The following is a 26,036-nucleotide window of genomic DNA, read 5'->3' as shown; positions in this document are numbered from 1 at the left end:
GTAAAAACAAGCTATTTTTCATAGCTGCCCTTTGATCTTTGTCTTGAATGTGCTGTTCTTGCTGCCTAGACTTATCAGAACCTGCTTCCGATCTTAAGCGCGAGCGTGATCGGGGTTCATGTGCTGCGCAAAATGCTCATGTACTTAAGTACATTCCGCTTTTTGTGCTGCGTTTTTGTTACCCCGACCCCGCTGACGCACGCTCGCTACAGATCGCAAACAGATTCTCAGAGAAAATGTACAAGAAGAGTTTCCATTAAAGATGAGGGACCAGATCATGAAAGCCTTATTGCTCATGTTGTTTGCTCTGGGCTTGCCAGCATCTGCAGCAGATATTATTGAAGTCAGCATTTATGCTGATGAATCCTATCCGCCATACTCATACAAGGAGAATGGTGAAGCCAAGGGCATTTATCCTGCCATCTTCAGTAAAGCTTTTGAACGCATGCCAGCTTATAAGGTGCAAATCAAGCCAGTGTCCTGGAAGCGCGGGCTCATGCTGATGGAAACCGGCCAAGGGCTGGCCTTGTTTCCGCCCTATAACCGCCCTCTGGAACGTCCTTATATTACTAATTCTGAACCCGTCCTGACTGAGCAGGTAGTGGCTTTTTGCAGTGAAAATTCCATGAAAGGCAGAAAGCATCCGGCAGCATGGCCAGATGATTTTCACGGTTTGAAAGTTGGCGTCAACGCGGGATTTAATATTGGTGGCGACAAATATAAAAAAGCCGTCAAGGATGGCAAGATGTTTGAAGACCAGGCCCCCAGTAACCGCTCCAATATACTCAAACTTTTACTCGGTCGCATAGACTGTTATGTCAATGACCGCCTGTCCATTTTATGGGAGATGGAACGCATCAAGGCCGATGGCGTGTATGCCGATACCAGCCAGACCATCGTCGAAGCAGCGGTCATCAATCAGGAACTGGCTTATTTGGGATACACCAGTCGTGACAATGGACGTTATCCCTATAAGGCTGATTTTTCCCGTGCACTGAACCAGATTTTGACCGATATGAAAAAATCAGGAGAGATACAGAAAATAGTGGAGGAGGTGCTGAGCAAATAATAGCGACAGGATTTTTCTGCCTGGTTAAAGGCGGAGTAAAAACGAGGTGCTTGAGGCTTGAACATCCCGTGACTCTGTGGAACTATATGGCATGCATGACGAGCAAGACCGCCATGCATCGCCACCTTTTCAATAACCATAGAATAGCTATACATGAACATACACCTGTCCCTCATGCCCATCCTTGCACTCGTTGCAGGCATCTGTATACTGATCAAACCCAAACTGGTCAGCTTCATCGTGGCACTGTATCTGATTGCCATTGGCCTGATAGGCATTTTGGGCCTGGGGCGTTTTGGTTTGCATTTGTAAGTAACGACTGTCATATTTGAACAGAATTCGCAACCTGATCAGGCAAAGGCAGACGACACAAAGGATACTCAAGATGACAGTTGCATCGATTTATCCACTCGAAGGCGCTTGTGATTGCGGTCAACTGCGCTATCGCATGCTTACTGCACCACTGATCGTGCATTGCTGCCATTGCCGCTGGTGCCAGCGCGAAAGTGGTACTGCCTTTGCCCTGAACGCAGTGATAGAAGCTGACCGCATACAAAATCTTGGGGGCGAGCCAGAAATGGTGGATACGCCATCAGCAAGCGGCAAGGGCCAGCTATTTGCCCGTTGCCCGACATGCCGCGTCGCTATCTGGAGTAATTATGCTGGTGCCGGCCCGCTACTGCGTTTCGTAAGGGTAGGGACACTGGATCAGCCAGATTATTTGCCTCCAGATATTCATATTTATACTGAATCAAAACAGCCCTGGGTCAATCTGGCCGGAGGGGTGCCTGTGATGGCTCAATACTATGACAGAGACTTATATTGGTCCGCAGCCAGTCTTGAGCGAAGAGCAGTATTATTGCCGCAAATTGAGGCTTACCAGGCCAGGAAAATCTTAGGGGCTGGTTAGTACCGTTACTGCCAGGGGCAATTTGATTGGTGGCAGGCTATTCCCAGTAATTGCATTGATACCCTTGCCTGTCAAAGGCAATTTTAAAAGCGAGCATACAGATGCACTGTTTGCTGTCGCTGTAATGACGAGTGTCGCTAGTGCCAATCCTATTGGATGTATGGACTGCAGACTTGCGGGAGATTGAAAATCTTGCAGAGCAGCCTGGCTTGCGCACCGTCGCAAGCACCAGGCTGCTTGATTATTTTTGTACCTTGATCAGAGCTGATCTTAAACTACGCACCAGGCACAGCGATAGATCGGTTTATGGAACAGGGTACAAGAATCTTGGTTGCCATTCTGGCATTCCTCATACCAGGCAATGCAAGCCTCACATGGGATCAGGGCAGATGCACTGCCTGCGAAACCGAAAGAAATACCAACGCCAACAAAAAATGTAAACAATGCTTTTTTCATTTTGCTCATTACTGACTCCTAAGGTTGTTTGAAAGTCAAATGCCGTGGTATTGAGAGTAATCTCAATCCATTGATATTATTTAAACGATGTCATCAAGTCAATATGTATTTATTGAATATACTTATTTAATATTTATATTGACAATGTTTGCTTGGGCGGAATATTGTTCACTACTATTTGCGATGAAATCTGGACTGCATTTCAGCCAGTATTTCAGCTCATATTTGTTTGCTTGTTATTGAAACTCCTCATTAAAACTTGTTAGTGACACTCATGCTGCAAAGTAGTTGACCAATCGATGAAAGATGGAAAAATGCTAAAACAGAGAATGAAATCAATAGCTTCTTATATTTTGATACTTGCTGCCGGTTTGGCTGTAGGGCTGGCTGCGGCGAACGTCCCACGCTGGCTGACTCCCGCTTATATCGAGGGTGACTACAGCACTTATTTCCCTGACGCCAAAACGAAAGTTGTGCTGTATGCAACGGCAACTTGCCCATATTGCGCCAAGACTCAGGAATACCTGAAAGCAAAAAATATCGCTTTCTTGAAAATGGACATTAACGAATCTGAAAAAGCCAGACAAGATTTCAAGCAACTGAAGGGCGAAATGGTGCCCATGATTTTGGTCGGTAACCGTCAGATTCGTGGTTTCAATCCGGAGGTGCTGGATTCAGCTCTGGAAAAGATTCATTGATGCTTTAAAGGGCATGAGCGCGGCGGGGTGAGCATTGCCGCCCGCCGCCCCGCTGCATATAGATAGCCGTTAGCAAGCCATTCGCTAGCTGGTTGAATCCTGGGCTTAGCTCATGCGCACCCAATCCATGATCCAGTTGTCTTCCCAGGTTTTTCCATCATCGCGGGAAGCTGCCTGTTGCCAGCGGCAAGTCGTGGCCGAGATATTGTCCCAGATGCCGCGCACTTTAATGGGTTTGCCTTCCTCTTCTTCGTCTGAAACAAATAAGCCGACACCATTCTCAAAACCGCCGATGACACCGGGCGGCGTAAGCACGCCTGCGCGCCCATTTACCCAAAAGTCTGACCATTGCTTGTTTTCAACATCCAGCATGCGCAAGCCCATCCCGCTGAAGTTACGTGCCGGTATACGCAGTTCTTCAACGCTGACGACACCGCCCAGTATGCTCCAGCAAGTGGCTTCGCCTTCAAATACATCCCATTCTTTGGTAGCACGGTTTTTCAAACGCTTGTGACCGATCTTCCATGAGCCGCTAAGAAAATCAAACTCTCCCGGCTTGCCATTGTGCTGTTTCTTGTCCATAGGTTTTTTGCTTTCTGTTGCGGCTGCCGCTTCATTGGCAGCTAATTGACTGACTGCGATACCTGCTGCGGTTTGCAGCAAGATTCTTCTTTGCGGATCGTGGCTTGTTGCGCTCATGGCGTATCTCCTTGATTGAGCTTGTGAATTGAGCTTGTTCTGAAAAGCGTAGCCATGATAGGCTGCAATTCATGACAAAGAATGTCATGAATTATTCAAGGGTTATCAATTATGCGTGCCAGTCGTTTGCTTTCCATCCTGATCTTGCTGCAATTGCGCGGCAGAGTGGCTGCCGAAGCACTGGCGGCAGAGTTTGAAGTCTCAGTACGTACGATCTATCGTGATATCGATGAACTCAGCGCGGCTGGTATACCGGTACAAAGTGATCGTGGGCCACATGGCGGTTTTCAACTGATGGCAGGTTATCGCAGCCAGTTTACCGGCCTGGAAAATGACGAAGCAGAAGCCCTGTTCATGATAGGCCTGCCAGGGCCTGCGATTGCGCTGGGCTTGGGAAATGCTGCCACGCGTGCCAGCCGCAAGCTCATGGCATCATTGCCGCCCAGTTTGCGCGAAGGCTCGCGCCGCATCGCTGATTGTTTTCACCTCGATACCAATGACTGGTACCGCAGTGAACAAAGCGCCATTGAGTTACCGCGCATTGCCCGCGCCGTATTGGCGCAGCAGAAATTGCAGACCAGTTATGAAAGCTGGTCTGGCTTGCGTCAATGGCAAATGGAACCCTTGGGTCTGGTTCTCAAGGCAGGTGCCTGGTACTTGGTGGCGAATAGCCAGAGCCGTGCCAGTAGCCCTAAAAAAATCCGCATCTTCAAAGTTGTGCATATCACCGACATGCAAGTGCAGGATGAAAATTTTGACAGACCTGATGACTTTGACTTGCCAGATTTCTGGAATGAAGCGACAGCAAGGTTTGAAGCGGAACTGAGATCAAACAATGCACATCTGCGTGTTTCAGCTACGGGCCTGGACAGGATAGCCAAGCTGGGGGTCTTTGCTGCGCAAGCGGTAGAGAATCAGCGTGATACTTCAATTACTCCAGAATCAGATGCGCCCTGGCAAACCATCAATTTGCCCATAGAAACCATAGAACATGCGGCGCAAATGCTATTGGGAATAGGGCCGGAGCTGGAAGTTATCGCGCCGCTGGCACTACGCCAGCGTTTGCGGGAATTAGCCTGGCAGTGCTATCAATTAAATGGTGATGCAGCTTGCCAGGAGTAACTGACAGAAGCAGGCTGTAGATATCAATGCCTGCTAGCTTAGCTTAAATAAAATGGCAAACGTAATCCAGCGTCTCAATAGTTTCAATATCAAAAGTTGAATTGGCCGGTACATTGAATTGCTGGCCAGCTTCGTAGGTATTCCATTCAGTTTCGCCTTTAAGGCGGATGCGGCATTTGCCCGCATTCAGTTCCATGATCTCGGCTGCAGCAGTATTGAACACCAGGCTGGACGGGAAGATGACGCCTATGGTTTTTTTGCTGCCATCGGCAAACAAAACCGTGTGGGATACGCATTTGCCATCGAAATACAGATTGGCTTTTTTAACGACGCTGACTTGATCAAATTGGGTAGACATTTTTTAGATTCCAAGAAAAAACGACCCGCGCAAATCAATGGGCGGGTCGTTGGGGATAATAAACTCTGGTGATTACTGACCGCGTTTTGCGCGGGCATTGGCTGCAATACGCATGCGCAATGCATTCAGTTTGATGAAGCCACCAGCGTCGGCCTGGTTGTAGGCGCCGCCATCTTCATCAAAGGTTGCGATGTTCATGTCGAACAGCGAATCGGTTTTGGAATCGCGCGATACCGTGATGACATTGCCCTTGTACAGCTTCAGGCGTACCCAGCCATTGACTGTGTGTTGGGTATGGTCAATCAGGGTTTGCAGCGCGACGCGCTCTGGTGCCCACCAGTAGCCGTTATAAATCAGGCTGGCGTAACGTGGCATCAGGTCATCTTTCAGATGGGCGACTTCACGGTCCAGGGTGATGGATTCAATGGCGCGGTGGGCACGCAGCATGATGGTGCCGCCCGGCGTTTCATAGCAGCCGCGGGATTTCATGCCGACATAACGGTTTTCAACCAGGTCCAGACGGCCTATGCCGTGCTTGCCACCGAGGCGGTTTAATTCTGTCAGCACGGTTGCTGGCGACATGCGTACACCATTCAGGGCGACGATGTCACCGCGCTCAAATTCTACATCCAGGTATTCTGGCTGGTCTGGTGCGGCTTCAGGGCTGACAGTCCAGCGCCACATGGATTCTTCGGCTTCTGCACTTGGGTTTTCCAGGTGGCGACCTTCAAAGCTGATGTGCAACAGGTTGGCATCCATGGAGTAGGGCGCGCCACCATTTTTATGCTTCTGGTCGATTTCTATGCCTGCATCTTCAGCATATTTCATCAGTTTTTCACGGGACAGCAAATCCCATTCGCGCCACGGGGCAATGATCTTGATGCCTGGCATCAGCGCATAGGCGCCCAGCTCGAAACGCACCTGGTCGTTACCCTTGCCAGTCGCGCCGTGGGAAATGGTGTCCGCACCAGTTTCTTTGGCGATTTCGATGAGGCGTTTGGCGATCAATGGACGGGCGATGGAGGTACCCAGCAGGTATTCACCTTCATACACCGTATTGGCGCGGAACATAGGGAAAACGAAGTCGCGCACGAATTCTTCGCGCACATCATCGATAAAAATATTTTCAGGCTTGATACCAAACTTGATGGCTTTGGCGCGTGCCGGTTCCAGCTCTTCACCCTGGCCCAGATCGGCAGTGAAAGTGACGATTTCGCACTGATAATTATCTTGCAGCCATTTCAAAATGACTGAGGTATCCAGACCGCCTGAATAGGCGAGGACGACTTTTTTAGTATCGCTCATGATGTGCTTTCAAAAATAAATAATAAGGGAAGACCGAAAAGATCACCACAGATGCAAGAGGAAGGAGAAGATTCTGGTAGGAATCTTCCGTTTCGCATTCGAATGGCATGCCATTCGAATGCACTGCTACATCACAGAGAAAAGTATGAGGAAAAACATCATAATTTTCAGCCTCTTTACTTCGATGGTAGAGATTTATTTGATCTTGCCTTTCCAATACAAATACGATTTAGCAGAGACAACAATTCATACGCACAGGTTTAACTGATTAAAGAGTAATCGTCTTTCAACAAGATTTTCTCTGGTTTTTCCTCTGTGTCTCTGTGCTGAGAGGTCTTTTCCAAAAATTTACCGTATCAGCGGATTTCACCAACTACCAAATATTCGAGCAAGGCTTTTTGCACGTGCAGGCGGTTTTCGGCTTCGTCCCAAACTACTGATTGCGGGCCATCTATCACACCGGCAGATACTTCTTCGCCACGGTGCGCGGGCAGGCAGTGCATGAACAGGGCGTCAGGATGGGCGCGTGCCATCTTGGCTTCATCGACTATCCAGCCATCAAAGGCTTTCAGGCGAGCCTGGTTTTCATCTTCGTAACCCATGCTCGTCCAGACATCAGTATTGACGAGATCAACACCTGCGCAGGCGTCAGATGGGCTGTCAAATACCGTGTATTGCGATTTATCTGCCGTCACCTGAGACATGTCCATGTCATAGCCCTTGGGCGTGGAGATATGCAGATGGAAATTGAATACCTGAGCTGCCTGCAACCAGGAGTACAACATATTGTTGGCGTCACCTATCCAGGCCACTTTTTTACCCGTGATGGAACCACGGTGCTCTATATAAGTAAACACATCGGCCAGTACCTGGCAGGGGTGATGCTGATTGGTCAGGCCATTGATGACGGGCACGCGCGAGTTTGCGGCAAAGCGCTCTATCATTTCCTGTTCAAAGGTGCGGATCATGATGATGTCACACATGCGTGACATGACCTGGCCTGCGTCTTCTACCGGCTCGCCACGGCCCAATTGGCTGTCACGGGTATTGAGGTAAATCGCAGCGCCGCCCAATTGATGCATGCCTGCTTCAAATGACAATCGGGTACGGGTGGAATTTTTTTCGAACACCATGACCAGAGTTCTATCCAGTAACGGGTGATAGGTCTGATAAGCCTTGAAGCGCTGTTTGATGATGCGGGCACGCTGCATCACGTATTCAAACTCGGACAGGGAGAAATCGGAAAACTGCAGGAAATGTTTGATAGCCATAAATAAAACGGGCAGCAAGTTAAGCTTGCCGCCGCTTGTCATAACTGCTTAATTATAAGGGATTAATCGGGGCTTCCCATATTAAATTCTGGGAGCAGGCAGGTTTGACCCTTTTTACTTGGGATTTGCCTGCCAATGAAGCTGCCGGACTTCTAATTATTGCCCAGCCTAAGCTTAGCATTATTTGTGTCAGTTTGGACGTGCCGGACTTTTAATTGTCGGGATATTGCAATTTATTCAAAGTTTCCCTGAGAAAATTGCATTTGTGAACTTTCGTCAACTAGCTGGAATTTCATATTGGTTTGTTTAAACTAGATTTCATTGCTGTATTTGCATAAATATGAGTGATAAGCGCCGAGGTTGGGCGACATTCGCAGTAAATTGTAAGCAAATGCAACCAAGTGTTAATAAATGCAAAATCCAAAACTGGAATTCGCCAGTGTGTCGGTTTAAAAGATGACATGCAAAAAAGCGAATATTTTTAAAATGAATTTGTAAGGTGAACAAAATATGAGCGCACTGCTAGCCGGACTGACCGTCCTGATTATTGGCGATAGTCACATGTCCACTCCAGACTACCTGATTACTACATTGCATGACGACTTGATGAGCAAGGGTGCTGTGGTGTATTCCTTTGGTGCCTGCGGTGTTGCAGCTGGTGACTGGATGGTGAAGAGTCAATCACCTTGCGGTGGTGCTACACGCTTCAAGGATGGTCCGGTAGAAGTAAAAACTGGTCAGGATGCCATGACCCGTCCTTTCAATGAACTGGTGAAAACCTACAAACCTAATCTGGTTGTGGTGGTCAATGGCGACACCATGGCTTCGTATGCTGCGCCTGAATTACCCAAGACCTGGATCTGGCAGCAAGTGTCGCGCCTGACCAAAGGCGTCAAAAACAATGCAGTAGGCTGCGTATGGGTCGGCCCGGCATGGGGTACTGAAGGCGGCAAGTTCAACAAGACCTTTGCCCGCGCAAAAGAAATGTCAGGTTATTTGTCCGAGATCGTCGCTCCCTGTACATATATTGATTCCCTGACCATGTCCAAACCGGGCGAATGGGCATCGTCTGATGGCCAGCATTTTGATCTGGCTGGTTACAAAGCCTGGGGCGCTGCAATTGGCAATGCCATCTCTTCTCCTGCGGTTTTGCAAAACATTAAAAAATAATTACGGACTCTGACCACTCATGAAAAAGCTTATCTTTGCTTGCCTGACTTCAGCCTTGACTCTGGCAGCGCATGCTGACAACCCTTTGTATGAAACCGGGCCTGCCCAGGATTCATCCTTTGTCAGGTTCCTCAATGCGAGCGAAGATAAAGCCAGTGTGGTCAATGGAGCAGCCAAAGTGGCTTTGGCTGCTCAGGGTGATGGCAGGGTTTCCCGTTTTTATCCAGTCAAGGCAGGTGCCAAACTGGCTGCCAATGTGCAAGTCGGCAGCGCAAAAACAGCGGTGGAAGTTGTCGCCAAACCAGGCGAATTTGTCACTATCGCCATTGTCAGTAGCGGCACCGGCATAGCAACAGTGGTAGTCAAAGACTCGCCTACGGATTTCAATGCCAGTAAAGCCTCTGTTGCCTTGCTCAATCTGGACAGCACTTGCAGTGCCGCCGGTTTGAATGTGGCAGAAAAAAATACAGCAATACTGGAAGCTGTTAAACCAGCCAGTCTTCAGCGTCGCCTGGTTAACCCCATCAGCCTGAAAACTCAGGCGATATGCGATGCCAAGGATGCTGGCAAAACTGTGGACCTGGGTCAGCTACAACCAGGTGAACGTTATAGCGTGGTTCTCATGCCTGGCAAAAAAGCGCGCCAGACTTTCTTTGTACGCGACAGTACGTCCTGATCTGAATACGGGTTCTGGCTATGGTATTTGCGTCTTTGGAGTTCCTTACACTCTTCCTCCCTTTATTTTTTGCGCTTTATCTCGTCACGCCCCAGCGTTTTCGTAACCATACTTTATTGGTCGGCAGCTGGCTGTTTTATGCATGGTGGACTCCCAAGTTCTTATTGCTGATCATTGCTTTGACGGTGCTTGCATGGGGCGCAGCAATACTGATAGACAAAAGCCAGAACGAACAACGCAAAACCCGTTTGATGGTGATTGCCATCGTCCTTAATCTGTCTTCGCTGGTGTGGTACAAATACACCAATATGCTGGTGTATTCGCTCAATACCATCCTGACTGGCCGCGACATGCCCACCATACCGTGGGAAAACCTGATGCTGCCGATAGGCTTGTCCTTCACGGTCTTGCATGCGATTTCTTATATTGTTGATGTGCGCCGCAAAACTGTCGATGCGCAATACAGCATTATTTCTTTCAGTGCCTATATGGCCATGTTCCCGCATTTGATTGCTGGCCCGATTGTACGCTACAAGGTCATCGACACCGAATTGCGTGAACGTGTTTTTTCCATCGACAAGTTTGCTGCCGGTGTGCGCCGTTTCATGGTTGGCTTCTCAATGAAGGTCCTGATTGCCGACACTTTGTCACCCATCGTCACCCTGGGATTTGGTTTGCATAATCCCAGTTTGATCGATGCCTGGACTGCTTGTGCCGCCTATACTCTGCAACTGTATTTTGACTTTGCCGGTTATAGCGCCATGGCCATAGGTCTGGGCTTGATGCTGGGTTTTGACTTCCAGGAAAATTTCAATAATCCTTACCTGGCCGTATCGATACAGGATTTCTGGCGGCGCTGGCACATGACTTTATCGTCATGGCTGCGTGATTACCTGTACATCAGCCTGGGTGGTAATCGTGGTGGCTCAGCCCGCACTTACATCAATCTTTTGCTGACCATGGCCATAGGTGGCCTCTGGCACGGCGGCGAGAACTGGAACTACCTGATCTGGGGCATTATCCAGGGCACGGCCCTTTGCTGCGACCGTGCGTTTACCCAGCGTGGTTTGTCCATGCCTGATTACTTGTCGCGGACCTTGACCTTGTTTGTCGTCATGCTGGCATGGACAGTGTTCCGTGCAGAGAGTTTTGCCACTGCCACTGATATCTGGGCTGGTCAGTTTGGCTTGCATGGTGTTGCCATGGGCGACGCGATTGCCCAGGCGTTGCGCCCCAGCATTCTCCTGACCTTTGTGCTTGGCCTGATCTGCGTTGTCTATCCCGCTACCAAAATAGGTAAGCAGGGCGGCCTGGGTTTTGCTGGCTGGAGCATGACCTGGCCAGTGCTGACTTTTGCTTACGCCGTCGTGGTTCTGGCCGGGCAAAAAGCGATTCCCTTCCTGTATTTCCAGTTTTAGGAGATCATCATGAGTGAGTGTTTTAGTTTTGATCCCAAAAAAGCAGGCTGGACACGCTTTATCCCTGTCGCTGCTTTTAGCGTCATCATGTTGGGTGGTTTTGCCGTTACCCAGACGTCGTTACGCGATGTGCCAGAAGAAAAATGGGAGGGCATGGGTAAGATTAGCCGACTACTGGATGGTGAGGCAACACGGCAGTTTTCAACCCAGTTGAATGAGCACTTCCTGTTAAGCAAACCGTTTGCAAAAATTGAGCGTGGCGTGACGTGGACTATAGCTGGTGACACCGGTGCTTCTGTACGTCGTGGCTGCGACGGTTGGTTGTTCCTGTCAGATGAACTGACACCTTATGCACATGCTGCGGAGAATGCAGCCGCCAGGGCCAGGATTATCACCCAGACTGCCGCAGACCTGCAAATGCGCGGTATCAAACTGGTGGTTGCCGTAGTACCTGATAAAACCCGCATAGAAGAAAACCATTTATGCGGCTTGCATCGCCCTGCAGGATTTGCCGATCGTTTGAATGACTGGGTCAGCACACTGGCAAATAATAAAGTCGAAGTGCTGAACTTTGCACCGGCGCTGTCAGCCTTGACGGGCGAGCGTTATTATCGCAGTGATTCTCACTGGAACGAGCGCGGTGCCAACGTCGCAGCGACGACCCTGGCAGATCGCCTGCAATCTTTGAAGTTGGTCGAGAGACCGGCAGTAGCACCTGACCCCAGAGCCATACAAAGCAATACGACCGAGCGTTCTGGTGACTTGATGCGTGTCTCCAATCTTGAAGGCTTGCCTGCATGGATGCGCCCTGCCACAGAAGTCACCCAGGTCAGCAAGGTTGCCCCCGTAGCAGTCGCCAGTGATGATTTGTTTGGTGATGCAGGCTTGCCAACCGTGGCATTGGTTGGCACATCGTTCAGCCGCGCAGCGAATTTCGTTCCTTTCCTGAGCCAGCATCTCGGTGCTCCGGTCGCTAATCTGGCCAAGGATGGTGGTGATTTTGATGGTGCAGCTTACGCTTATCTGAACAGTAAAGAATTCAAAACCCAACCACCTAAAGTCGTGGTTTGGGAAGTGCCAGAACGCATGCTGCAAAAAACGTTGACGGCATCAGAAAAAAAATGGCTGGAGACTTTTAAGTCATAATCCCGATTTGCCTGTGATTTCGGCCATGCTAAATTCACGTCAGCAGTTGAGCATGTTTATACCTGTGCAAGCCGCTATAGAGTTGGAACAAGTGCGGCGGCTAGTCGATCCTTTGCAGAGCAGTCTTATCCCGGCACACATAACTTTATGCCGCGAAGAAGAACTGAGGGATTTACCTGCGATCAGGAGCAGGCTGCAAAACATACACCTGCCTGCCATATCCCTGAGTTTTGCTCCTGCAGAAGTATTCTATGAACACGGCCTGATCATGCATTGCATAGCCGGAGAGGACGCATTTCTTCATCTGCGTGAACTTGTGCTGGACTCAAAAAACATCAAGTCACAGCGCCCGCACCTGACTCTGGCCCACCCCAGAAACCCAAAGGCTTCAGGCAATTCCCTGGAAGTTACAGCCAGCCTGTCCACACCATTGCAGTTCGTTTTTCCCAGCATTTGTCTGATAGCGCAAAATGGCAATCATCCCTGGAGAGTTCTGGAGACTTATGCATTGAAGGGAGGAGTTTAGATGCGTGCCAGGAGCAGGCACTTTAATACAGCCACTTCTTCACCAGCTCATGCCCATGGCGCTGGGCAAGAAGGTCAAGACCTGCTTCTTCATCCTCATGTATTTCTGCAAGGCAGCGTATCATCAGCGCATCCAGGTATTCTTCCACTGAAGTGAAGAAGGGGTTGAGCATGCTGCCATCATCATGGTCAAAATAAAAGACTTCACCGCTGTCACGAAGAAAGCAAAACATATTGCCGTTACCCAGGTAGTCACCAAAGACTATCATGTCTTCAAACAGCTCCAGCACTTGCTCATCTTCGTGTTCCAGCATGTCAGCTATGCCTGGGTATGCTTCCAGCAAAGGCTGAATAGGAGTATCGCGGTCAGGGCTGACGCTGCATAATTTTTCTGCCAGTGATAGAGCGCCAAATTCAAGGTGGTAAGCTTTCAATGCGGCTGGCAATTGACAGGATAAACGCTGTTCCAGTTCAAGCACCTCTGTCTCGCTGACCGGGGCAAAAACTGCCTGGCTGACATGCCCTTCCCACAGTGCCGCGTAGGCGGTAATGACGGCGCGATACCATTCTGCGCGTTCAATAGGGTTGGTTAATGTTGGCCAGCTCAGACGTGGGCAGCCTGGTGGTGGCCAGTGGTCGGAGCTCATTTCGTCTTGCATAGTATTTTTGCTAAATCCAGATATCAATACCCTATCGTCTGCTTCGATTCATGCACCAGTTGTTCAAACATATCATGCCGCATGGTAGAAATCTCCCCGTCCTTAACGGCTGCCAGAATTGCACAACCAGGCTCAGTATGATGGTGGCAATTATAGAATTTACATTTGCCCAGATGTGGCAAAAATTCAGGAAAGGCGCGTTCCAGCATACCTTCGCTGAGGTGATGCAAACCAAATTCCTGGAAACCTGGTGAGTCGATCACATAGGAGTTCTCATCCATGTGATACAAGCGGGTGAAGGTGGTCGTGTGTTTTCCGGTGTCCAGCGCCGCCGAGATTTCGCGCGTCGCGATTTCTGCATCGGGAATCAGCAAATTGATCAGTGAAGACTTGCCCATACCAGACTGGCCGATGAGGATAGTGCTTTGGCACTGCATCAGATTGTGCATGAGCTGGCGGGTACCTTCCGGGTCGGTCCTGACAGATACTTCATGTACCGGGTAGCCCAGCTTTGCATACAGGCCAACGCGCTCTCTTGCCTTGGGCAGGGAAGCAGTGACATCGACCTTGTTCAGGATCAGGTGCGGTTTGATGCCGGACGATTCCGCCGCCACCAGGGCGCGTGATACCAGGTCATCGGTAAAGCTGGGTTCAGTAGCAACGACAATCAGCAATTGCGTCAGGTTCGCTGCCAGCATCTTGGATTTGTACTGGTCAGAGCGATACAGCAAAGTCTTGCGCGTGGTGATAGCTTCTATCACGCCCTGGTTTTTGGATGTCAGTGCATATTCAACAATGTCGCCAACCGAGACATCGCTTTTCTTGCCACGGGTGACGCAATGGAGTTTGATCTGCTCACCGTCAATTTCTGCCTGTACCAGGTAATGGCGGCCATGGGCGGCAATGACTAAAGCCTGTGAACGCGCCATCAGGAAAAACTCTGTTGAAAAATAGCGTCTATCTTGGCGGCGCAGATGAAATCATTCTCTGAAATGCCGCCCTTGCCATCATTGACGGTATGCGTATCAAACTTGATGACGCAGCGGTTATAAGTGACGACCAATTCAGGATGGTGATCTTCTGCGTGTATCACATAGGCAATTGCATTGATGAAGGACAGGGTTTCATAGTAATTCTTGAACTGGAAAGTTCTGACAATGCGCGGGCCATCCTGGGTCCACTCAGGAGTAGCAGCAAAATAGGCTGGCAGACTGGCGTCATCCAGGCCGGTTTCTGTGTGCTGGGATTTTTTCGCCAGCAAGTCTGTAAATTTGATCATGATGTCTCCGTTATTGTGCTGCCAGCAGGTGGTTGATACGCACCGATGCTGATGGGTGTGAGTCATAAAACGCTGAGTGCAAAGGGTCAGGCGTCAGGGTAGAGGAATTGTCGTCATACATTTTGACCAGCGCAGTGACCAGGTCATTGGCATTCGTGTGTTTGGCGGCAAAAGCATCGGCTTCAAATTCATGTTTGCGCGAGGTGATTGCGCTCAGCGGTGAAAACATGAAGGTAAACACAGGCAAGACCAGCATGAACAAGATAATGGCCATCGCATCATTTTGTGCCAGTAGCATAGGGTCAACGCCCAGGCCAGTGTAGAACCAGATTTGTTCTTTAAAAAAACCCAGCATCGCCATGAAAACCAGCGACAAAGCAAACATGACGGCCACGCGCTTGATGATATGCTTGAGTTTGAAATGACCTAATTCATGTGCCAGCACCGCTTCAATTTCATTTGGGGCGAGGCGTTCCAGCAGGGTGTCATAAAACACGATGCGCTTGGCGCCACCAAAGCCTGAGAAATAGGCGTTGCCATGACCAGAGCGTTTTGATCCATCCATGACAAAGATACCTTTTAGCGCAAAGCTGACGCGTTTACTGAGGTTTTCTATGCGTTCGCGCACTTCTTCATTGTCCAATGGCCAGAACTTGTTGAACAAGGGGGCAATCACGACCGGGAAAATCAGCATGATCAACATCTGGAAACCTATGAAGAATGCCCAGGCATACAGCCACCACAGGCTGCCTGCTTTTCCCATCAGAGTCAGGATTACCCAGATCAGTGGCAGACCCAGCACTGCACCTATCAGAGCATTCTTGACCATGTCAGTGAAAAACAGGCCCAGCGTCATTTTGTTGAAGCCAAATTTTTCTTCCAGCACGAATTGCGAATAATAGCTGAAAGGGAATTCGATCACGCTGCTGATGATGGTAAATGCCACCAACAGGCTGATCTGATACCACATGCCGGGGCCAGTGAGCTTCACCAGATGCACGGACAGCCATTGCAAGCCGCCAAACAGGGTGAAGCCTATCAGCACGGCTGCATTCAACAGCAGCATGACCATGCCCAGTTTGGTCTTGGCAATGGTGTAGTCTGCCGCCTTTTGATGGGAGGCCAGACTTATCTTTTCTGCGAATTGTGCAGGTACAGCCGCACGGTTACGCAGGATGTGCCGGATATGGCGTGAGGCCAGCCAGAACTGAACAATCAGCGTCAACAGTAGGAAGGAAACGAATAAAACCGAAAAAACGGATGAAATCATGGGAAAATGTGACATTCGATAAGTAATAGCCAAGGAAGAATTATGTCACAAGCGACCGACATTCAAACAAACACTGCAAATCCTGCCACGCCTGCCCGACCAAATGAGTTGAACCTGATCTGGCTGGATATGGAAATGACAGGCCTGGACCCAGATACCGATCGTATCATTGAGGTGGCCGTAGTGGTAACGGATTCACAATTGAATGTACTGGCAGAAGGCCCCGTATTTGCAATTCATCAATCTGATGAAACCCTGGACAAGATGGACAACTGGAATAAGGGTACACATGGCCGTTCCGGCCTGATTGAGCGCGTAAAAGCCTCTACCGTGACGGAAGCTGATGCCGAAGTTGCCCTGATCGCCTTCCTGAAAGCCTTTGTGCCGGCAGGTAAATCACCAATGTGCGGCAATACCATTTGCCAGGACCGTCGCTTCATGGCGCGCGGCATGCCCAAGCTGGAAGCTTTCTTCCACTACCGTAATCTGGATGTATCGACATTAAAAGAGTTGTGCCGCCGTTGGAAGCCGGAACTGGCATCCGGCTTCAAGAAGCATCAAAAGCACACGGCACTGGCGGATATTCTGGAATCCATTGAAGAGTTGAAATACTATCGCCAGCATTTCATTAAAGAATAAGCTGTATTCACCAAGCTTGTAGCAAATAAGCAAAAGCCAGGCTGAGACCTGGCTTTTGCTTTATTTTTGCTTATTTGAGCGGCCTCAGAACAGCACCAGCTCTTCATAGGGTTTGATTTTCAAACTATCGAGTCTTGATTGCAAATCACCAACATGCAATTCCAGCTTGTGTCCGTCAGGGTCAAGCAGATAAAGCGAATCACCTTCGCTTTTATTGATTTTCCACAGCGTAAATTCGCCTGCATCTGCCATTTGCGTAAAAATGGCAAAGGACGCCAGGCTCACAGAAAATGCAGTGTGGGTATATTCAGGGGGAATGCCGGTACGACAATCCTGGTCCAGCGAGAGGCAAATCCAGTCATTGCCTGCCTCCAGATAGGCACCACTTTTCCAGCGAGCGACCGGTTTCAGCCCCAGCACATCCACATAAAAATGGAAAGAGCGCCCCAGGTCAGTGACCGAGAGCGTAATATGATTCAAGTCCGTGACAGTTGCCGCGGACTTGTTCAAATCAGGCATGCTGATCTTTAAGGGATTTTGCAGGCGGAGATTAAACGCCCAGCAATTCCACTTCAAATATCAAGGTTGCATTGCCAGGGATAACACCACCTGCGCCGCGTGGGCCGTAACCCAGGCTGGAAGGGATGGTCAAAAGGCGGGTGCCGCCAACTTTCATGCCCTGTACGCCTTCATCCCAGCCCTTGATCACATGACCAGCGCCTAATGGGAAAGAAAACGGCTGACCACGGTCTTTGCTGGAGTCAAACTTCTTGCCTGCGCTGCCGTCCGGGTTTTGCAACCAGCCTGTGTAGTGAACATCCACGTGGTTACCTGCTTCTGCTTCTGCGCCTTCACCGATGACTTTATCTTCGTATTGCAAACCGCTTACTGTTGTAATAGTACTCATTATTTTTCCTTTATTTCGCGTTCTGTAACGCTTTTAATTTGTTGCTGTTATTTAGTTCCAGATATGCAGTTTTCAAGTAAACATTTCAGGGCTGTATTTCAAACCTGGATTTCAGTTTGCATTTCAAGCCTGCGCCTGAGCACGATATTTTGTACTTCTTTGATTTTTCGCCATGCTATCCCGCATTGCTCTTGGGTAATTTTCTTCGGTGGTTTTCAAAGAAGCCAATAATAAATCGCTGGAATCGTCGTCGCTGATCTTAAAAAAGCTGGCGCAATTGTAGAGCAAAAGAAAAGATTTTGGTCACTTACACCTGCTTTCTTGCTCTGACAGCAATAGATGCATGCTTGATTTTGGACAAATTAAGTGAAAAATCTGAAAAACAATTGAAGGAAAGCTCTTTCCTTATTGTCATGCGCTGTAAAATGCCAGTTCGATTTATTTTTTTGCGGTCTTTTTCATGCGTAGTCGTATCTTGTTGTCGTCTTTGGCATTTTCTTTAGTTTCCGCATTCTCTGCATTTTCTGCGCACGCCAATGTGGTCGTGGTGCTTAATTCGCGCGATGCCACAGTGAGCCTGCTTGATCAGGCCACTTATAAAGAAATTAGCACCTTTCCCGTAGGCAAGGAACCCCATCATTTGATGGCCACCCCAGACAACAAATCCCTGATCGTGGCAAATGCGGTCGGTAATGAACTGGTATTTCTTGATCCCAAGACTGGCCAGATACAGCGTCGCATGAAGGATATCGCTGATCCTTATCAAATCGGGTTTTCACCAGACCAAAAGTGGTTTATCTCAAATTCCCTGCGCCTCGACCGTGTTGATTTTTACAAGTTTGATGGTCAGGAAATGAAACTGATACAGCGTGTACCGCTGGCTAAGTTGCCTAGTCACATGGCTTTCGATGCAGCCAGTACCACGGTTTTTATTACCCAGCAGGGCAGTGACCAGATTTCTGCGATCGACCTGGCGACCCAGAAACTGAAATGGACCATCCCGGTAGGCAAGTTGCCCGCAGGTATATCCATGACCCCCGATGATAAATACTTGCTGGTAGGCATCATGGGCAGTAATTATATTGAAGTCATCGACTGGCGCACACAAAAAACCGTTAAAAAAATCAAGGCGGGTGAGGGTACGCATAATTTCCGCGCCCTGGGTGACAAGCGCCATACCTTTGTCTCCAACCGCACTTCCAATGAAATTAATATTCTTGACCAACAGACCCTGGAAATAGTGGGCACTATCCCGGTCCCAGGCGGCCCGGACTGCATGGAAGTCAGCGACGATGGCAAAACCCTGTGGGCAACGCTGCGCTGGATCAAGAAAGTGGCCGTCATTGATATTGCCAGCCGTAAGGTCATCAAGATGATCCCGGTAGGCCGCTCTCCGCATGGCGTGTACTTTGCCAATCGTGCCGGCAATATGTAAATTGCCGCGGCCTGCACATGTGGCTGCTGCGGTCTTGCTTGTCATGCTGGCTTTGCCTGTAGCAACTGCTGCGACCGCAGCAGGCAATTGCAAGGGAACTATCTACCTGACTTTTGATACTGGCAGCCAGTCGCAGGCAGAGCTGATCGCTGCGACTCTGCGCCGCCATCAGATCAAGGCGACATTTTTTTTGGCGAATGAAAAGACCGTGCAAGGTGATTATTCGCTGGACATGAGCTGGTCACCTTATTGGAAAAAACTGGCAGAAGAAGGTCATGCTTTTGGTACCCATAGCTTTGACCACGTATATGTGCTTGGTGATTTGCCAAATGGACGTATTTCGGTAAAACCGCAATTTGGCACGCAAGCTGGGCAGACCCTGCAATGGACAGCACAGGAGTATTGCCAGGAATTGCGCCGTGTCGATCAGCGGTTTTTTGCCCTGACGGGTAAAAAGCTTGATCCTTTATGGCGCGCACCAGGCGGCAAGCTGACCACCAACTTGCTGAAAGCCGGGCAGGCATGTGGCTACATGCATGTGGGCTGGTCACCTGCCGGGTTTTCTGGCGACGAATTGTCCAGCGAAAAATTCAGTAACCCCATGCTGTTGAGGCGTGCTCTCGACAAACTCAGGGATGGAGATATTTTCATGGCACATCTGGGTATATGGTCACGCAAGCAGGCCTGGGCACCAGAAAACCTGGAGCCGCTGATTCGTGGTCTTGAGCAAAAATCCTTTTGTTTTGCTACTCTACGCGAACACCCCGCTTATCAAAATTTAAATCAGCAGAAAAAATAATGACTATTTCAGATCTGTTCACAAATCTGCAAGCCTGGATTTTTGAAACGATAGTACAGCCCGCGATGTTCAATCTCGGGTTGGGCGAATTTGTGGAAGACTCCTTTGAAGGCGTCGAATGGTTTATCCTTGGCATCTTGCAATTGATCGTGCTGTTCATCATCCTGCGTCCATTGGAGTCATGGATCCCCGTACATGAAATCAAGAACCGCTATGCGCGCTGGAACGATTTCATCTACACCGCCTTGCACAGGCTGGGGGCATTTTCCATCCTGGTGTTTTTTGTACTTGATCCCTTGCTGGATCAGTTGACTGCCATCCTGCATCTTCAGGGTGTTAATCCCTTCAATCTGGAAAACATCTGGCCAGACATGCTGCAGTATCCAGTCCTGCTGTTCTTCGTATATTTGTTTGTGCTGGATTTTTTTGATTACTGGTATCACCGTGCCGAACATCAGTTCAACTGGTGGTGGGCCTTGCATAGCCTGCACCATAGCCAGCGTGACATGAATTTGTGGAGCGATAACCGTAATCATCTGCTCGATGATTTTTTACGCGATATCTACATGGGGCTGATTGCCATCGTCATTGGTGTCGAACCTGGGCAATATGTGATGCTGGTAATGGCATCGCAAATGCTGCAAAGCCTGCAACATGCAAATGTACGCATACATTTTGGTCGTATCGGTGAATACCTGCTGGTGTCGCCGCGTTATCACCGTACCCATCATGCCATAGGCATAGGCCATGAAACCCATGGCAAGGGGACTTTGGGTGGCCATAATTTTGCAGTTTTGTTTCCCATCTGGGATGTCCTGTTTGGTACCGCCCTGTTCGCTAAAGAATTTGCTTTGACCGGTATCCGCGACCAGTTAGCCGTACCTGAAGGCAGCGCACGCAACTATGGCGAAGGATTCTGGTCACAGCAATGGCTGGGTTTGAAGCGCATGTTTGGATTTGACAAGGAAAAACAATCATGAATATCGCATCTGTGATGCGGGCATGGGGCAGGGCAGTGACGGCACAATTGCATTACCGTATGCTGCTGCTGACTTTTTTGCCTTTTATGGTCGCCCTCATTTTATGGGGCATTGCCATGTGGTGGGGCTTGCAAGCAATGATGGATTTTATCCAGGCCTGGTTGGGCGAACATGATGGTTTTGCGCGAGTCAGCAGTGTGCTGTCCATGGTCGGCTTGATCGCACTGAAGATGGTGGTCGTGCCGTTGGTGGCTATGTGGGTACTTTTGCCATTGATGATATTTACCTCATTGATGTGCATAGCGATGTTTGCCATGCCTGCCATCAGCAAACACGTGGGCATGCGTGATTACCCTGAGCTGGAGCAAAAGAATGGCGGCAGCTTCCTTGGGAGCATGGGACATTCCTTGTCGTCTTTTGGCATTTTTGCGCTCATCTGGTTTGTGACACTACCCCTGAACCTGATCCCCTTCGTCGGCCTGGTGCTACAGCCCCTTTTATGGGGCTGGTTGACTTACCGGGTCATGGTGTACGATGCACTGGCCTTGCATGCAGATGCTGACGAGCGTGCCAGCCTGGTGCAGGAGCATCGCTGGTCATTGCTGGCCATAGGCATTATTGCTGGCCTGTTTGGCGCAGCGCCTGGCATATTATGGCTGGGCGGGGTCATGTCCACCCTGTTCTTGCCTGTATTAGCGGGTGTGGCGATCTGGATTTATGTACTGGTGTTTGTGTTCACTGGCTTGTGGTTCCAGCATTATTGCCTGGAGGCCTTGCAGCGTCATCGCAGCGGGCAGCCTCAATCAGTTCAGCAAGCGCTGCCCAGTCTGTAATATAAAGAGGAGAAATTGTGGCAATCGGTCTGATTATCGTTGGTGATGAGATTTTATCTGGTAAACGCGAAGACAAGCACATGTCCAAAGTCATCGCCTTGTTAAAGGCGCGTGGCATGCAGCTGGACTGGGTGGAATACATAGGTGACAACCGTGAACGCATCACCACGACCTTGAAGCGCAGTTTTGCCAGCGGTGATATTGTGTTTTCTACTGGTGGCATAGGCGCAACGCCAGATGACCATACACGCCAATGCGCGGCAGCCGCGCTGGATTTACCGATAGTCCTGCATCCTGAAGCCAAACTCCTGATACAAGAGCGCATCATGGATATCGCCAAAGAAAAAGGGGAAGTCGCTGACCTGACGACACCTGACCATCAGCATCGCTTGAAAATGGGTGAGTTCCCGCTGGGGGCGGACATTATCCCCAATCCCTTCAACAAGATCGCCGGTTTTTCCATACGCAATCACTTTTTTGTCCCCGGCTTCCCGGTCATGGCCTGGCCCATGCTGGAGTGGGTGCTGGATACCCACTTTTCTCATTTGTTCAATCAGCATGCCCAGTTTGAGCAATCAGTGCTGGTGTATGAAATTGCTGAATCCATCGTAACGCCTTTGATGGAACAACTGGAGGCAGATTTTCCACTGATCAAGGTCTTCAGCCTGCCCAGTGTCGGCAGTGCAACTGAACGCAGGCACATAGAACTAGGGGTCAAAGGTGATGAGCAGCAGGTGCCTGTTGCCTATGAGAAAATGCTGGAAGGTTTGCAGCAGTTGAAAGCGGAATACATTCCTACCCCTGCTAAAACCGCATGAAAATGCAAAAAATCAAATTCACTCTCTTCAATCTGCGTGATCTGCTGGTCGCATTTGGCCCGATCACGCTGATGGTGGTGATAGTCTGTGGTGTTGGGTACTGGCTGGTAGACCCGGCTCCGCCGCGTGTGATTGATATTTCCAGCGGACAGGAAAATGGCTCTTATGAGCGCTTTGCCAAACGCTATGCGCAAGAGCTGCAAAAAAATCAAATCACCTTGCGCCAGCAATCTTCACAGGGATCAGAAGAAAACCTGAGCCGTATCAGTGACCCCGATTCTGAAATCGAAGTGGGTTTTGTGCGCAGCGGTTCTACCGATGAAGCGCAAGCCCATGAGCGCGGCCTGATTTCACTGGGCAGCCTGTTTTACGAACCTATCTGGGTGTTTTACCGCAGTCCCAAAGAGTTCACCACGATCAGCCAGTTCAAGGGCAAGATAGTCAATGTCGGCCCTGATGGCAATGGTGTCGCCAAACTGTTCAGCCAGATTTTGAGTGTCAACAGCATGTCAGAAGAAGACGTGACGATACAAAAACTGGCTGATACGCCAGGCACCGTCGCCTTGCTGGATAACAAGGTCGATGTACTGATCTTCAGTTCCGCCAGTGATTCGCCACTCGTACAAATGTTATTGCAGACGCCAGGCATACGCCTGTTTGATTTTGTACAGGCAGAAGCTTACACCAGGCGCTTTCCGTTCTTGTCACATGTCGTGCTGCCGCGTGGCATTGTGGACATAGGCAAGGATATCCCTGCCCATGATTATCATTTGATTGCACCAACAGCAACCCTGGTTGCCCATGAAAGCCTGCACCCGGCCCTGATGGGTTTGCTGTTGCAGGCAGCGCACAGGATACATAGCGGTGCCGACTGGTTCAGCCGCCAGGGTGAATTCCCATCCGATAAATATACCGAAATACCGGTAGCGCATGAGGCTGAGAAGTTCTATAAAAACGGCCCGCCCATGTTGCAACGTTACCTGAGCTTCTGGATTGCCAATTTCATAGAACGCATGTGGGTCGTCATCGTCGCCCTCGGCGCATTGTTCTTGCCGCTGTCGAAGATTATTCCGCCCTTGTATGTCTGGCGCATACGCTCACGCATTTACCGCTGGTACGGGCAGTTGCGGCTGGTGGAGCAGGCGATAGAAGAAGTCGCTGCTGCCGACAAACAGAGCGTCGCAGAAAAACAATTGCGCCACCTCGATGAGATAGAAGAAAAAGTCAACCGCATTACGATACCCTTGTCTTATGCTGAAGAGTTATACGGTTTGCGCAGCCATATCCATTTCGTGCGCTCAAGGGTGCAAGCCATGCTGACTGCCTCCATGGGGCAGGCAGCGCAATAATGGAAACGCATTTTTGCTGGAAATGCCAAAGAGAAATGCCGTTTCTTGACGAGCAGGAGTGGCAGCAAGTATCACCATTGCTGCGAATCTCCATTGATGAATTAAGAGATTATCGAACACTGCATCGCTGCTCATTGGGCATAGCCAGAGTTGAAGTTAAAACTCAGGCTAGTATCAGATTTGCGCAGATAACTGGCAAGCCGGGTATTCACTTTGAAACCATATATCATCATAGGCGGAGTGACTGGGGATCAGTTTGCAAACATTGCGGTTTTTTGCTGAGGACTTCCAAAGCCAAATTATGTGCGCAATGTGGAAACTCTGCGAAATGAGAGATTGTCATGCCTCGCCTGTATAAATTGTTCAGAAAGAGCCTAGTGGCAGCGCTGGGTCTAATACTATTGATATTGCTGAGCGCCCCCTGGCTATTGTATGCATACGGTTTATCAAACATAACAGGCAGGCCTGAACACGCCAAAATCGCAGTGCTCAGCCCTGAAAACAAAGCGCTGATCTGGAAAGAATTGAAAGAGCAGGGAGCTATACAAGTGGAGGTCTTAACGCCCTATGAAATTTATTCTCTGTTGCTGGATAAGTCTGACCCTGCTGGCTTACGCTTGGCCTGGTATGTCTCCAGAAACTATAATCACGATCATCTGCAAGACCGCCGTATGGTGAATTGGCACATCTCTGGCGAGGCACTTACCGTGTGGCTGACGCGTCACTGGAGTGCGGATGAATTGCTGGCCAAGGCGCTGGAAATTCGTCAAAACAAAGTAAAGCCATCATCCCCATAAAATATCGACAGAGCAAACTATGTGAATGCGTTTGCAGTCTGTGCATGACAATTGGCAGTTCATCGCATTTTATGTAGAGTGATGTCAGAATAATTTAGTATTGCAGATACATTTAATTTCATCACTGGAAAAAACATGCTGCGATACGCAATGCTATTGGCCTTCCTTCTCCCTTGTTTGGCAAATGCCACAGATGAAGAGCATTGGCTATTGCAAGTAGACAGATGGGGTAATCGCTCTTATCAGACCTTGAGTATTACAGTGGACGGTAGCAGCATCAGTGGCAAGCTTGATGGTGACCAGCTTGCTGGTACGCGCACCGCCAAAGGCATAGCGTTCACGGTAACGGATGCTGACAAGGCCAAGTATTCCTATGTCGGCACAGTCAGCAAGGATGCCATGCAGGGCACGGCAGACTTCCCCGATACAAATAACCCGCAGGCCAGAGCCTCGCACGCATTCAGCGCGCGCAGGATACCTGATCGCCCTGCTGGAGCCGCAAGAAAATACGATTTTCAACCCACGGATTACTCCAATGAATTCAGTCCGCATCGCTTGCCCGTGCTGACGGTCTGGCCGGGTGATACGGTACATACCAAGACGATAGACTCTGGTGGTGTCGATGAAAATGGCATCACCAAGGCTTTGTATGGCAATCCGCAGACTGGGCCGTTTTTTGTTGGCACTGCCGAACCGGGTGATACCTTAGTAGTACATCTTAAGCGATTGCGTCTGAACCGCGATTATGCCGACAGCCTCGACAGTATCGTTGGCAGGGCAATGGGTACTTCACTGGCCGCCAAGGCAACAAATCTTGGCAAGCCCATACGCTGGAAGCTGGATAGGGAACGTGGTCTGGCAAGTCCAGAGAAGCCCACAGAAGGCTTGCGTAATTTGAGTCTGCCAGTGCGCCCCATGTTGGGTGGGCTGGCGGTTGCACCTGGCAATGGCTCCCCACCTATATCTACAGGTGACACTGGGCGTTTTGGCGGCAATATGGATTTTAATGAGGTCGTTGAAGGCAACACCGTCTATCTGACTGTGCAGCAACCCGGCGCCTTGCTCTATCTCGGTGATGCACACGCCTTGCAGGGAGATGGCGAAACTTCACAATATGGATTGGAAACATCCATGGACGTGGAATTTACCGTGGATGTCATTAAAGGAAAATCGGTCAATGCACCAAGAGTAGAATCACCAACGCAGATCATGGTGCTGGGACAGGCAGGCTCGCTGGATGACGCCTTGCGGGCAGCAACCAGCGGCATGGTGCAGTGGCTGCAACAGGATTATGGGCTCAGCCTGTCGGAATGCGCCCAGATTTTGGGTAGCGCAATTCATTTCAGTATCCCCAATCTGGCGGGGCGCAGCGTAGGTGTGGCAGCAAAACTGGACAAGACTGTGCTGGCAAAATTACGCCCTCAATGAGCAGCCCAGATCAGTCCAGA

30 protein-coding genes are annotated in these 26,036 nt (G+C 49.7%); 19 read left to right on the top strand and 11 right to left on the bottom strand.

Annotated elements, in window-relative coordinates; genetic code table 11:
- Nucleotides 1-277 precede the first annotated feature (277 nt).
- The 3 genes from AC3WQT_RS24985 (at nt 278) to AC3WQT_RS24975 (ending at nt 1,979) form a co-directional block, all read left to right on the top strand.
- Complete coding sequence (locus tag AC3WQT_RS24985) at nt 278-1,069, top strand: substrate-binding periplasmic protein (protein WP_492708122.1); 792 nt, start codon at nt 278-280, stop codon at nt 1,067-1,069.
- Nucleotides 1,070-1,222: 153 nt separating this feature from the next.
- Nucleotides 1,223-1,381, top strand: coding sequence for a DUF3096 domain-containing protein (locus AC3WQT_RS24980; RefSeq protein WP_162040668.1), 159 nt, complete (start codon nt 1,223-1,225; stop codon nt 1,379-1,381).
- Nucleotides 1,382-1,454: 73 nt separating this feature from the next.
- Nucleotides 1,455-1,979, top strand: a complete 525-nt coding sequence (locus AC3WQT_RS24975; RefSeq protein ID WP_492708120.1) for a GFA family protein — start codon at nt 1,455-1,457, stop codon at nt 1,977-1,979.
- 270 nt (nt 1,980-2,249) lie between these two features.
- Here AC3WQT_RS24975 and AC3WQT_RS24970 read toward each other — a convergent pair whose 3' ends face one another.
- The gene (locus AC3WQT_RS24970; RefSeq protein WP_492708118.1) at nt 2,250-2,444 is read right to left on the bottom strand and encodes a hypothetical protein; all 195 of its coding nucleotides are present in this window, start codon (nt 2,442-2,444) and stop codon (nt 2,250-2,252) included.
- Between the two features lie 290 nt (nt 2,445-2,734).
- Here AC3WQT_RS24970 and AC3WQT_RS24965 point away from each other — a divergent pair, with 290 nt between their 5' ends.
- Nucleotides 2,735-3,133: a glutaredoxin family protein gene (locus AC3WQT_RS24965; RefSeq protein ID WP_492708116.1), complete on the top strand. Its 399-nt coding sequence runs from the start codon at nt 2,735-2,737 to the stop codon at nt 3,131-3,133.
- A 105-nt stretch (nt 3,134-3,238) separates the two neighbouring features.
- Here the strand turns inward: AC3WQT_RS24965 and AC3WQT_RS24960 are convergent, their stop codons facing one another.
- Entirely contained in the window at nt 3,239-3,832 is a 594-nt protein-coding gene (locus tag AC3WQT_RS24960) for a hypothetical protein (RefSeq protein WP_492708114.1), read from the bottom strand.
- A 111-nt stretch (nt 3,833-3,943) separates the two neighbouring features.
- Between AC3WQT_RS24960 and AC3WQT_RS24955 the strand changes: the two genes are divergently transcribed.
- The gene (locus tag AC3WQT_RS24955) at nt 3,944-4,954 is read left to right on the top strand and encodes a helix-turn-helix transcriptional regulator (RefSeq protein ID WP_492708112.1); all 1,011 of its coding nucleotides are present in this window, start codon (nt 3,944-3,946) and stop codon (nt 4,952-4,954) included.
- A 43-nt stretch (nt 4,955-4,997) separates the two neighbouring features.
- Here the strand turns inward: AC3WQT_RS24955 and ppnP are convergent, their stop codons facing one another.
- The 3 genes from ppnP to argF form a co-directional block, all read right to left on the bottom strand.
- Nucleotides 4,998-5,312, bottom strand: coding sequence for a pyrimidine/purine nucleoside phosphorylase (gene ppnP, locus AC3WQT_RS24950; protein ID WP_110257441.1), 315 nt, complete (start codon nt 5,310-5,312; stop codon nt 4,998-5,000).
- 72 nt (nt 5,313-5,384) lie between these two features.
- The gene (locus AC3WQT_RS24945; protein WP_110257440.1) at nt 5,385-6,617 is read right to left on the bottom strand and encodes an argininosuccinate synthase; all 1,233 of its coding nucleotides are present in this window, start codon (nt 6,615-6,617) and stop codon (nt 5,385-5,387) included.
- Nucleotides 6,618-6,973: 356 nt separating this feature from the next.
- On the bottom strand, nt 6,974-7,888 hold the full coding sequence (gene argF, locus AC3WQT_RS24940; RefSeq protein ID WP_492708109.1) for an ornithine carbamoyltransferase: 915 nt from the start codon (nt 7,886-7,888) through the stop codon (nt 6,974-6,976).
- Between the two features lie 510 nt (nt 7,889-8,398).
- Between argF and AC3WQT_RS24935 the strand changes: the two genes are divergently transcribed.
- The 5 genes from AC3WQT_RS24935 to AC3WQT_RS24915 are packed head-to-tail and all read left to right on the top strand — an operon-like array spanning nt 8,399 to nt 12,824.
- Nucleotides 8,399-9,058, top strand: coding sequence for an SGNH/GDSL hydrolase family protein (locus tag AC3WQT_RS24935; protein WP_492708107.1), 660 nt, complete (start codon nt 8,399-8,401; stop codon nt 9,056-9,058).
- Nucleotides 9,059-9,077: 19 nt separating this feature from the next.
- Nucleotides 9,078-9,734, top strand: a complete 657-nt coding sequence (locus AC3WQT_RS24930) for an alginate O-acetyltransferase AlgF (protein WP_492708105.1) — start codon at nt 9,078-9,080, stop codon at nt 9,732-9,734.
- A 35-nt stretch (nt 9,735-9,769) separates the two neighbouring features.
- The gene (locus tag AC3WQT_RS24925) at nt 9,770-11,152 is read left to right on the top strand and encodes an MBOAT family O-acyltransferase (RefSeq protein WP_492708104.1); all 1,383 of its coding nucleotides are present in this window, start codon (nt 9,770-9,772) and stop codon (nt 11,150-11,152) included.
- Nucleotides 11,153-11,161: 9 nt separating this feature from the next.
- Nucleotides 11,162-12,298 (top strand): alginate O-acetyltransferase AlgX-related protein, encoded by a 1,137-nt coding sequence (locus AC3WQT_RS24920; protein ID WP_492708102.1) that lies wholly within the window; start codon nt 11,162-11,164, stop codon nt 12,296-12,298.
- A 52-nt stretch (nt 12,299-12,350) separates the two neighbouring features.
- Nucleotides 12,351-12,824, top strand: a complete 474-nt coding sequence (locus AC3WQT_RS24915; RefSeq protein ID WP_492708101.1) for a 2'-5' RNA ligase family protein — start codon at nt 12,351-12,353, stop codon at nt 12,822-12,824.
- A gap of 22 nt (nt 12,825-12,846) precedes the next feature.
- Here the strand turns inward: AC3WQT_RS24915 and AC3WQT_RS24910 are convergent, their stop codons facing one another.
- The 4 genes from AC3WQT_RS24910 to AC3WQT_RS24895 are packed head-to-tail and all read right to left on the bottom strand — an operon-like array spanning nt 12,847 to nt 16,031.
- Entirely contained in the window at nt 12,847-13,470 is a 624-nt protein-coding gene (locus tag AC3WQT_RS24910) for an SMI1/KNR4 family protein (RefSeq protein WP_492708099.1), read from the bottom strand.
- Nucleotides 13,471-13,505: 35 nt separating this feature from the next.
- Entirely contained in the window at nt 13,506-14,411 is a 906-nt protein-coding gene (rsgA, locus tag AC3WQT_RS24905; RefSeq protein ID WP_492708098.1) for a ribosome small subunit-dependent GTPase A, read from the bottom strand.
- On the bottom strand, nt 14,411-14,761 hold the full coding sequence (locus tag AC3WQT_RS24900) for a 4a-hydroxytetrahydrobiopterin dehydratase (protein ID WP_305258290.1): 351 nt from the start codon (nt 14,759-14,761) through the stop codon (nt 14,411-14,413). Before AC3WQT_RS24900 ends, rsgA begins: the two co-directional genes overlap by 1 nt.
- Before the next feature lie 10 nt (nt 14,762-14,771).
- Nucleotides 14,772-16,031, bottom strand: coding sequence for a M48 family metallopeptidase (locus tag AC3WQT_RS24895; protein ID WP_492708096.1), 1,260 nt, complete (start codon nt 16,029-16,031; stop codon nt 14,772-14,774).
- 42 nt (nt 16,032-16,073) lie between these two features.
- On the opposite strand from AC3WQT_RS24895, the gene orn reads away from it, so the two are divergent.
- Complete coding sequence (orn, locus tag AC3WQT_RS24890; RefSeq protein ID WP_492708095.1) at nt 16,074-16,670, top strand: oligoribonuclease; 597 nt, start codon at nt 16,074-16,076, stop codon at nt 16,668-16,670.
- A gap of 84 nt (nt 16,671-16,754) precedes the next feature.
- Here the strand turns inward: orn and AC3WQT_RS24885 are convergent, their stop codons facing one another.
- Nucleotides 16,755-17,189, bottom strand: coding sequence for a VOC family protein (locus AC3WQT_RS24885; protein ID WP_492708093.1), 435 nt, complete (start codon nt 17,187-17,189; stop codon nt 16,755-16,757).
- A gap of 31 nt (nt 17,190-17,220) precedes the next feature.
- Nucleotides 17,221-17,577, bottom strand: a complete 357-nt coding sequence (locus tag AC3WQT_RS24880; RefSeq protein WP_422951232.1) for an FKBP-type peptidyl-prolyl cis-trans isomerase — start codon at nt 17,575-17,577, stop codon at nt 17,221-17,223.
- A gap of 460 nt (nt 17,578-18,037) precedes the next feature.
- Between AC3WQT_RS24880 and AC3WQT_RS24875 the strand changes: the two genes are divergently transcribed.
- From AC3WQT_RS24875 to AC3WQT_RS24840, 8 genes are all read left to right on the top strand, one after another.
- Nucleotides 18,038-19,012 (top strand): YVTN family beta-propeller repeat protein, encoded by a 975-nt coding sequence (locus AC3WQT_RS24875; protein WP_492708091.1) that lies wholly within the window; start codon nt 18,038-18,040, stop codon nt 19,010-19,012.
- A gap of 43 nt (nt 19,013-19,055) precedes the next feature.
- Entirely contained in the window at nt 19,056-19,811 is a 756-nt protein-coding gene (locus AC3WQT_RS24870; RefSeq protein ID WP_492708231.1) for a polysaccharide deacetylase family protein, read from the top strand.
- Nucleotides 19,811-20,791: a sterol desaturase family protein gene (locus tag AC3WQT_RS24865; RefSeq protein WP_492708089.1), complete on the top strand. Its 981-nt coding sequence runs from the start codon at nt 19,811-19,813 to the stop codon at nt 20,789-20,791. Before AC3WQT_RS24870 ends, AC3WQT_RS24865 begins: the two co-directional genes overlap by 1 nt.
- Nucleotides 20,788-21,624, top strand: coding sequence for an EI24 domain-containing protein (locus AC3WQT_RS24860; RefSeq protein WP_492708088.1), 837 nt, complete (start codon nt 20,788-20,790; stop codon nt 21,622-21,624). Before AC3WQT_RS24865 ends, AC3WQT_RS24860 begins: the two co-directional genes overlap by 4 nt.
- Nucleotides 21,625-21,641: 17 nt before the next feature.
- A complete protein-coding gene (locus AC3WQT_RS24855) occupies nt 21,642-22,442 on the top strand; it encodes a competence/damage-inducible protein A (protein WP_492708086.1) in 801 nt (266 codons plus the stop codon).
- The gene (locus AC3WQT_RS24850; RefSeq protein WP_492708084.1) at nt 22,439-23,791 is read left to right on the top strand and encodes a TAXI family TRAP transporter solute-binding subunit; all 1,353 of its coding nucleotides are present in this window, start codon (nt 22,439-22,441) and stop codon (nt 23,789-23,791) included. Before AC3WQT_RS24855 ends, AC3WQT_RS24850 begins: the two co-directional genes overlap by 4 nt.
- A 341-nt stretch (nt 23,792-24,132) precedes the next feature.
- The gene (locus AC3WQT_RS24845; protein ID WP_492708082.1) at nt 24,133-24,588 is read left to right on the top strand and encodes a hypothetical protein; all 456 of its coding nucleotides are present in this window, start codon (nt 24,133-24,135) and stop codon (nt 24,586-24,588) included.
- 135 nt (nt 24,589-24,723) lie between these two features.
- Nucleotides 24,724-26,016, top strand: a complete 1,293-nt coding sequence (locus tag AC3WQT_RS24840; RefSeq protein WP_492708080.1) for an acetamidase/formamidase family protein — start codon at nt 24,724-24,726, stop codon at nt 26,014-26,016.
- Nucleotides 26,017-26,036 lie beyond the last annotated feature (20 nt).

It is taken from the genome of Undibacterium sp. FW305-107, from assembly GCF_058788535.1.
Note: the sequence above shows the minus strand (reverse complement) of the source record. Positions and strands in the feature narration are given on the sequence as shown.

Coding starts and splice junctions, on each gene's coding strand:
- argF (WP_492708109.1), bottom strand. CDS start 7,888: ATGGCTATCAAACATTTCCTGCAGTTTTCCGATTTCTCCCTGTCCGAG.
- AC3WQT_RS24955 (WP_492708112.1), top strand. CDS start 3,944: ATGCGTGCCAGTCGTTTGCTTTCCATCCTGATCTTGCTGCAATTGCGC.
- AC3WQT_RS24935 (WP_492708107.1), top strand. CDS start 8,399: ATGAGCGCACTGCTAGCCGGACTGACCGTCCTGATTATTGGCGATAGT.
- AC3WQT_RS24945 (WP_110257440.1), bottom strand. CDS start 6,617: ATGAGCGATACTAAAAAAGTCGTCCTCGCCTATTCAGGCGGTCTGGAT.
- AC3WQT_RS24860 (WP_492708088.1), top strand. CDS start 20,788: ATGAATATCGCATCTGTGATGCGGGCATGGGGCAGGGCAGTGACGGCA.
- AC3WQT_RS24880 (WP_422951232.1), bottom strand. CDS start 17,577: ATGAGTACTATTACAACAGTAAGCGGTTTGCAATACGAAGATAAAGTC.
- AC3WQT_RS24870 (WP_492708231.1), top strand. CDS start 19,056: ATGCTGGCTTTGCCTGTAGCAACTGCTGCGACCGCAGCAGGCAATTGC.
- orn (WP_492708095.1), top strand. CDS start 16,074: ATGTCACAAGCGACCGACATTCAAACAAACACTGCAAATCCTGCCACG.
- AC3WQT_RS24850 (WP_492708084.1), top strand. CDS start 22,439: ATGAAAATGCAAAAAATCAAATTCACTCTCTTCAATCTGCGTGATCTG.
- rsgA (WP_492708098.1), bottom strand. CDS start 14,411: ATGGCGCGTTCACAGGCTTTAGTCATTGCCGCCCATGGCCGCCATTAC.
- AC3WQT_RS24900 (WP_305258290.1), bottom strand. CDS start 14,761: ATGATCAAATTTACAGACTTGCTGGCGAAAAAATCCCAGCACACAGAA.
- AC3WQT_RS24960 (WP_492708114.1), bottom strand. CDS start 3,832: ATGAGCGCAACAAGCCACGATCCGCAAAGAAGAATCTTGCTGCAAACC.
- AC3WQT_RS24930 (WP_492708105.1), top strand. CDS start 9,078: ATGAAAAAGCTTATCTTTGCTTGCCTGACTTCAGCCTTGACTCTGGCA.
- AC3WQT_RS24875 (WP_492708091.1), top strand. CDS start 18,038: ATGCGTAGTCGTATCTTGTTGTCGTCTTTGGCATTTTCTTTAGTTTCC.
- AC3WQT_RS24970 (WP_492708118.1), bottom strand. CDS start 2,444: ATGAGCAAAATGAAAAAAGCATTGTTTACATTTTTTGTTGGCGTTGGT.
- AC3WQT_RS24885 (WP_492708093.1), bottom strand. CDS start 17,189: ATGCCTGATTTGAACAAGTCCGCGGCAACTGTCACGGACTTGAATCAT.
- AC3WQT_RS24865 (WP_492708089.1), top strand. CDS start 19,811: ATGACTATTTCAGATCTGTTCACAAATCTGCAAGCCTGGATTTTTGAA.
- AC3WQT_RS24840 (WP_492708080.1), top strand. CDS start 24,724: ATGCTGCGATACGCAATGCTATTGGCCTTCCTTCTCCCTTGTTTGGCA.
- AC3WQT_RS24845 (WP_492708082.1), top strand. CDS start 24,133: ATGCCTCGCCTGTATAAATTGTTCAGAAAGAGCCTAGTGGCAGCGCTG.
- AC3WQT_RS24910 (WP_492708099.1), bottom strand. CDS start 13,470: ATGAGCTCCGACCACTGGCCACCACCAGGCTGCCCACGTCTGAGCTGG.
- AC3WQT_RS24895 (WP_492708096.1), bottom strand. CDS start 16,031: ATGATTTCATCCGTTTTTTCGGTTTTATTCGTTTCCTTCCTACTGTTG.
- AC3WQT_RS24920 (WP_492708102.1), top strand. CDS start 11,162: ATGAGTGAGTGTTTTAGTTTTGATCCCAAAAAAGCAGGCTGGACACGC.
- ppnP (WP_110257441.1), bottom strand. CDS start 5,312: ATGTCTACCCAATTTGATCAAGTCAGCGTCGTTAAAAAAGCCAATCTG.
- AC3WQT_RS24985 (WP_492708122.1), top strand. CDS start 278: ATGAAAGCCTTATTGCTCATGTTGTTTGCTCTGGGCTTGCCAGCATCT.
- AC3WQT_RS24965 (WP_492708116.1), top strand. CDS start 2,735: ATGAAAGATGGAAAAATGCTAAAACAGAGAATGAAATCAATAGCTTCT.
- AC3WQT_RS24915 (WP_492708101.1), top strand. CDS start 12,351: ATGTTTATACCTGTGCAAGCCGCTATAGAGTTGGAACAAGTGCGGCGG.
- AC3WQT_RS24975 (WP_492708120.1), top strand. CDS start 1,455: ATGACAGTTGCATCGATTTATCCACTCGAAGGCGCTTGTGATTGCGGT.
- AC3WQT_RS24980 (WP_162040668.1), top strand. CDS start 1,223: ATGAACATACACCTGTCCCTCATGCCCATCCTTGCACTCGTTGCAGGC.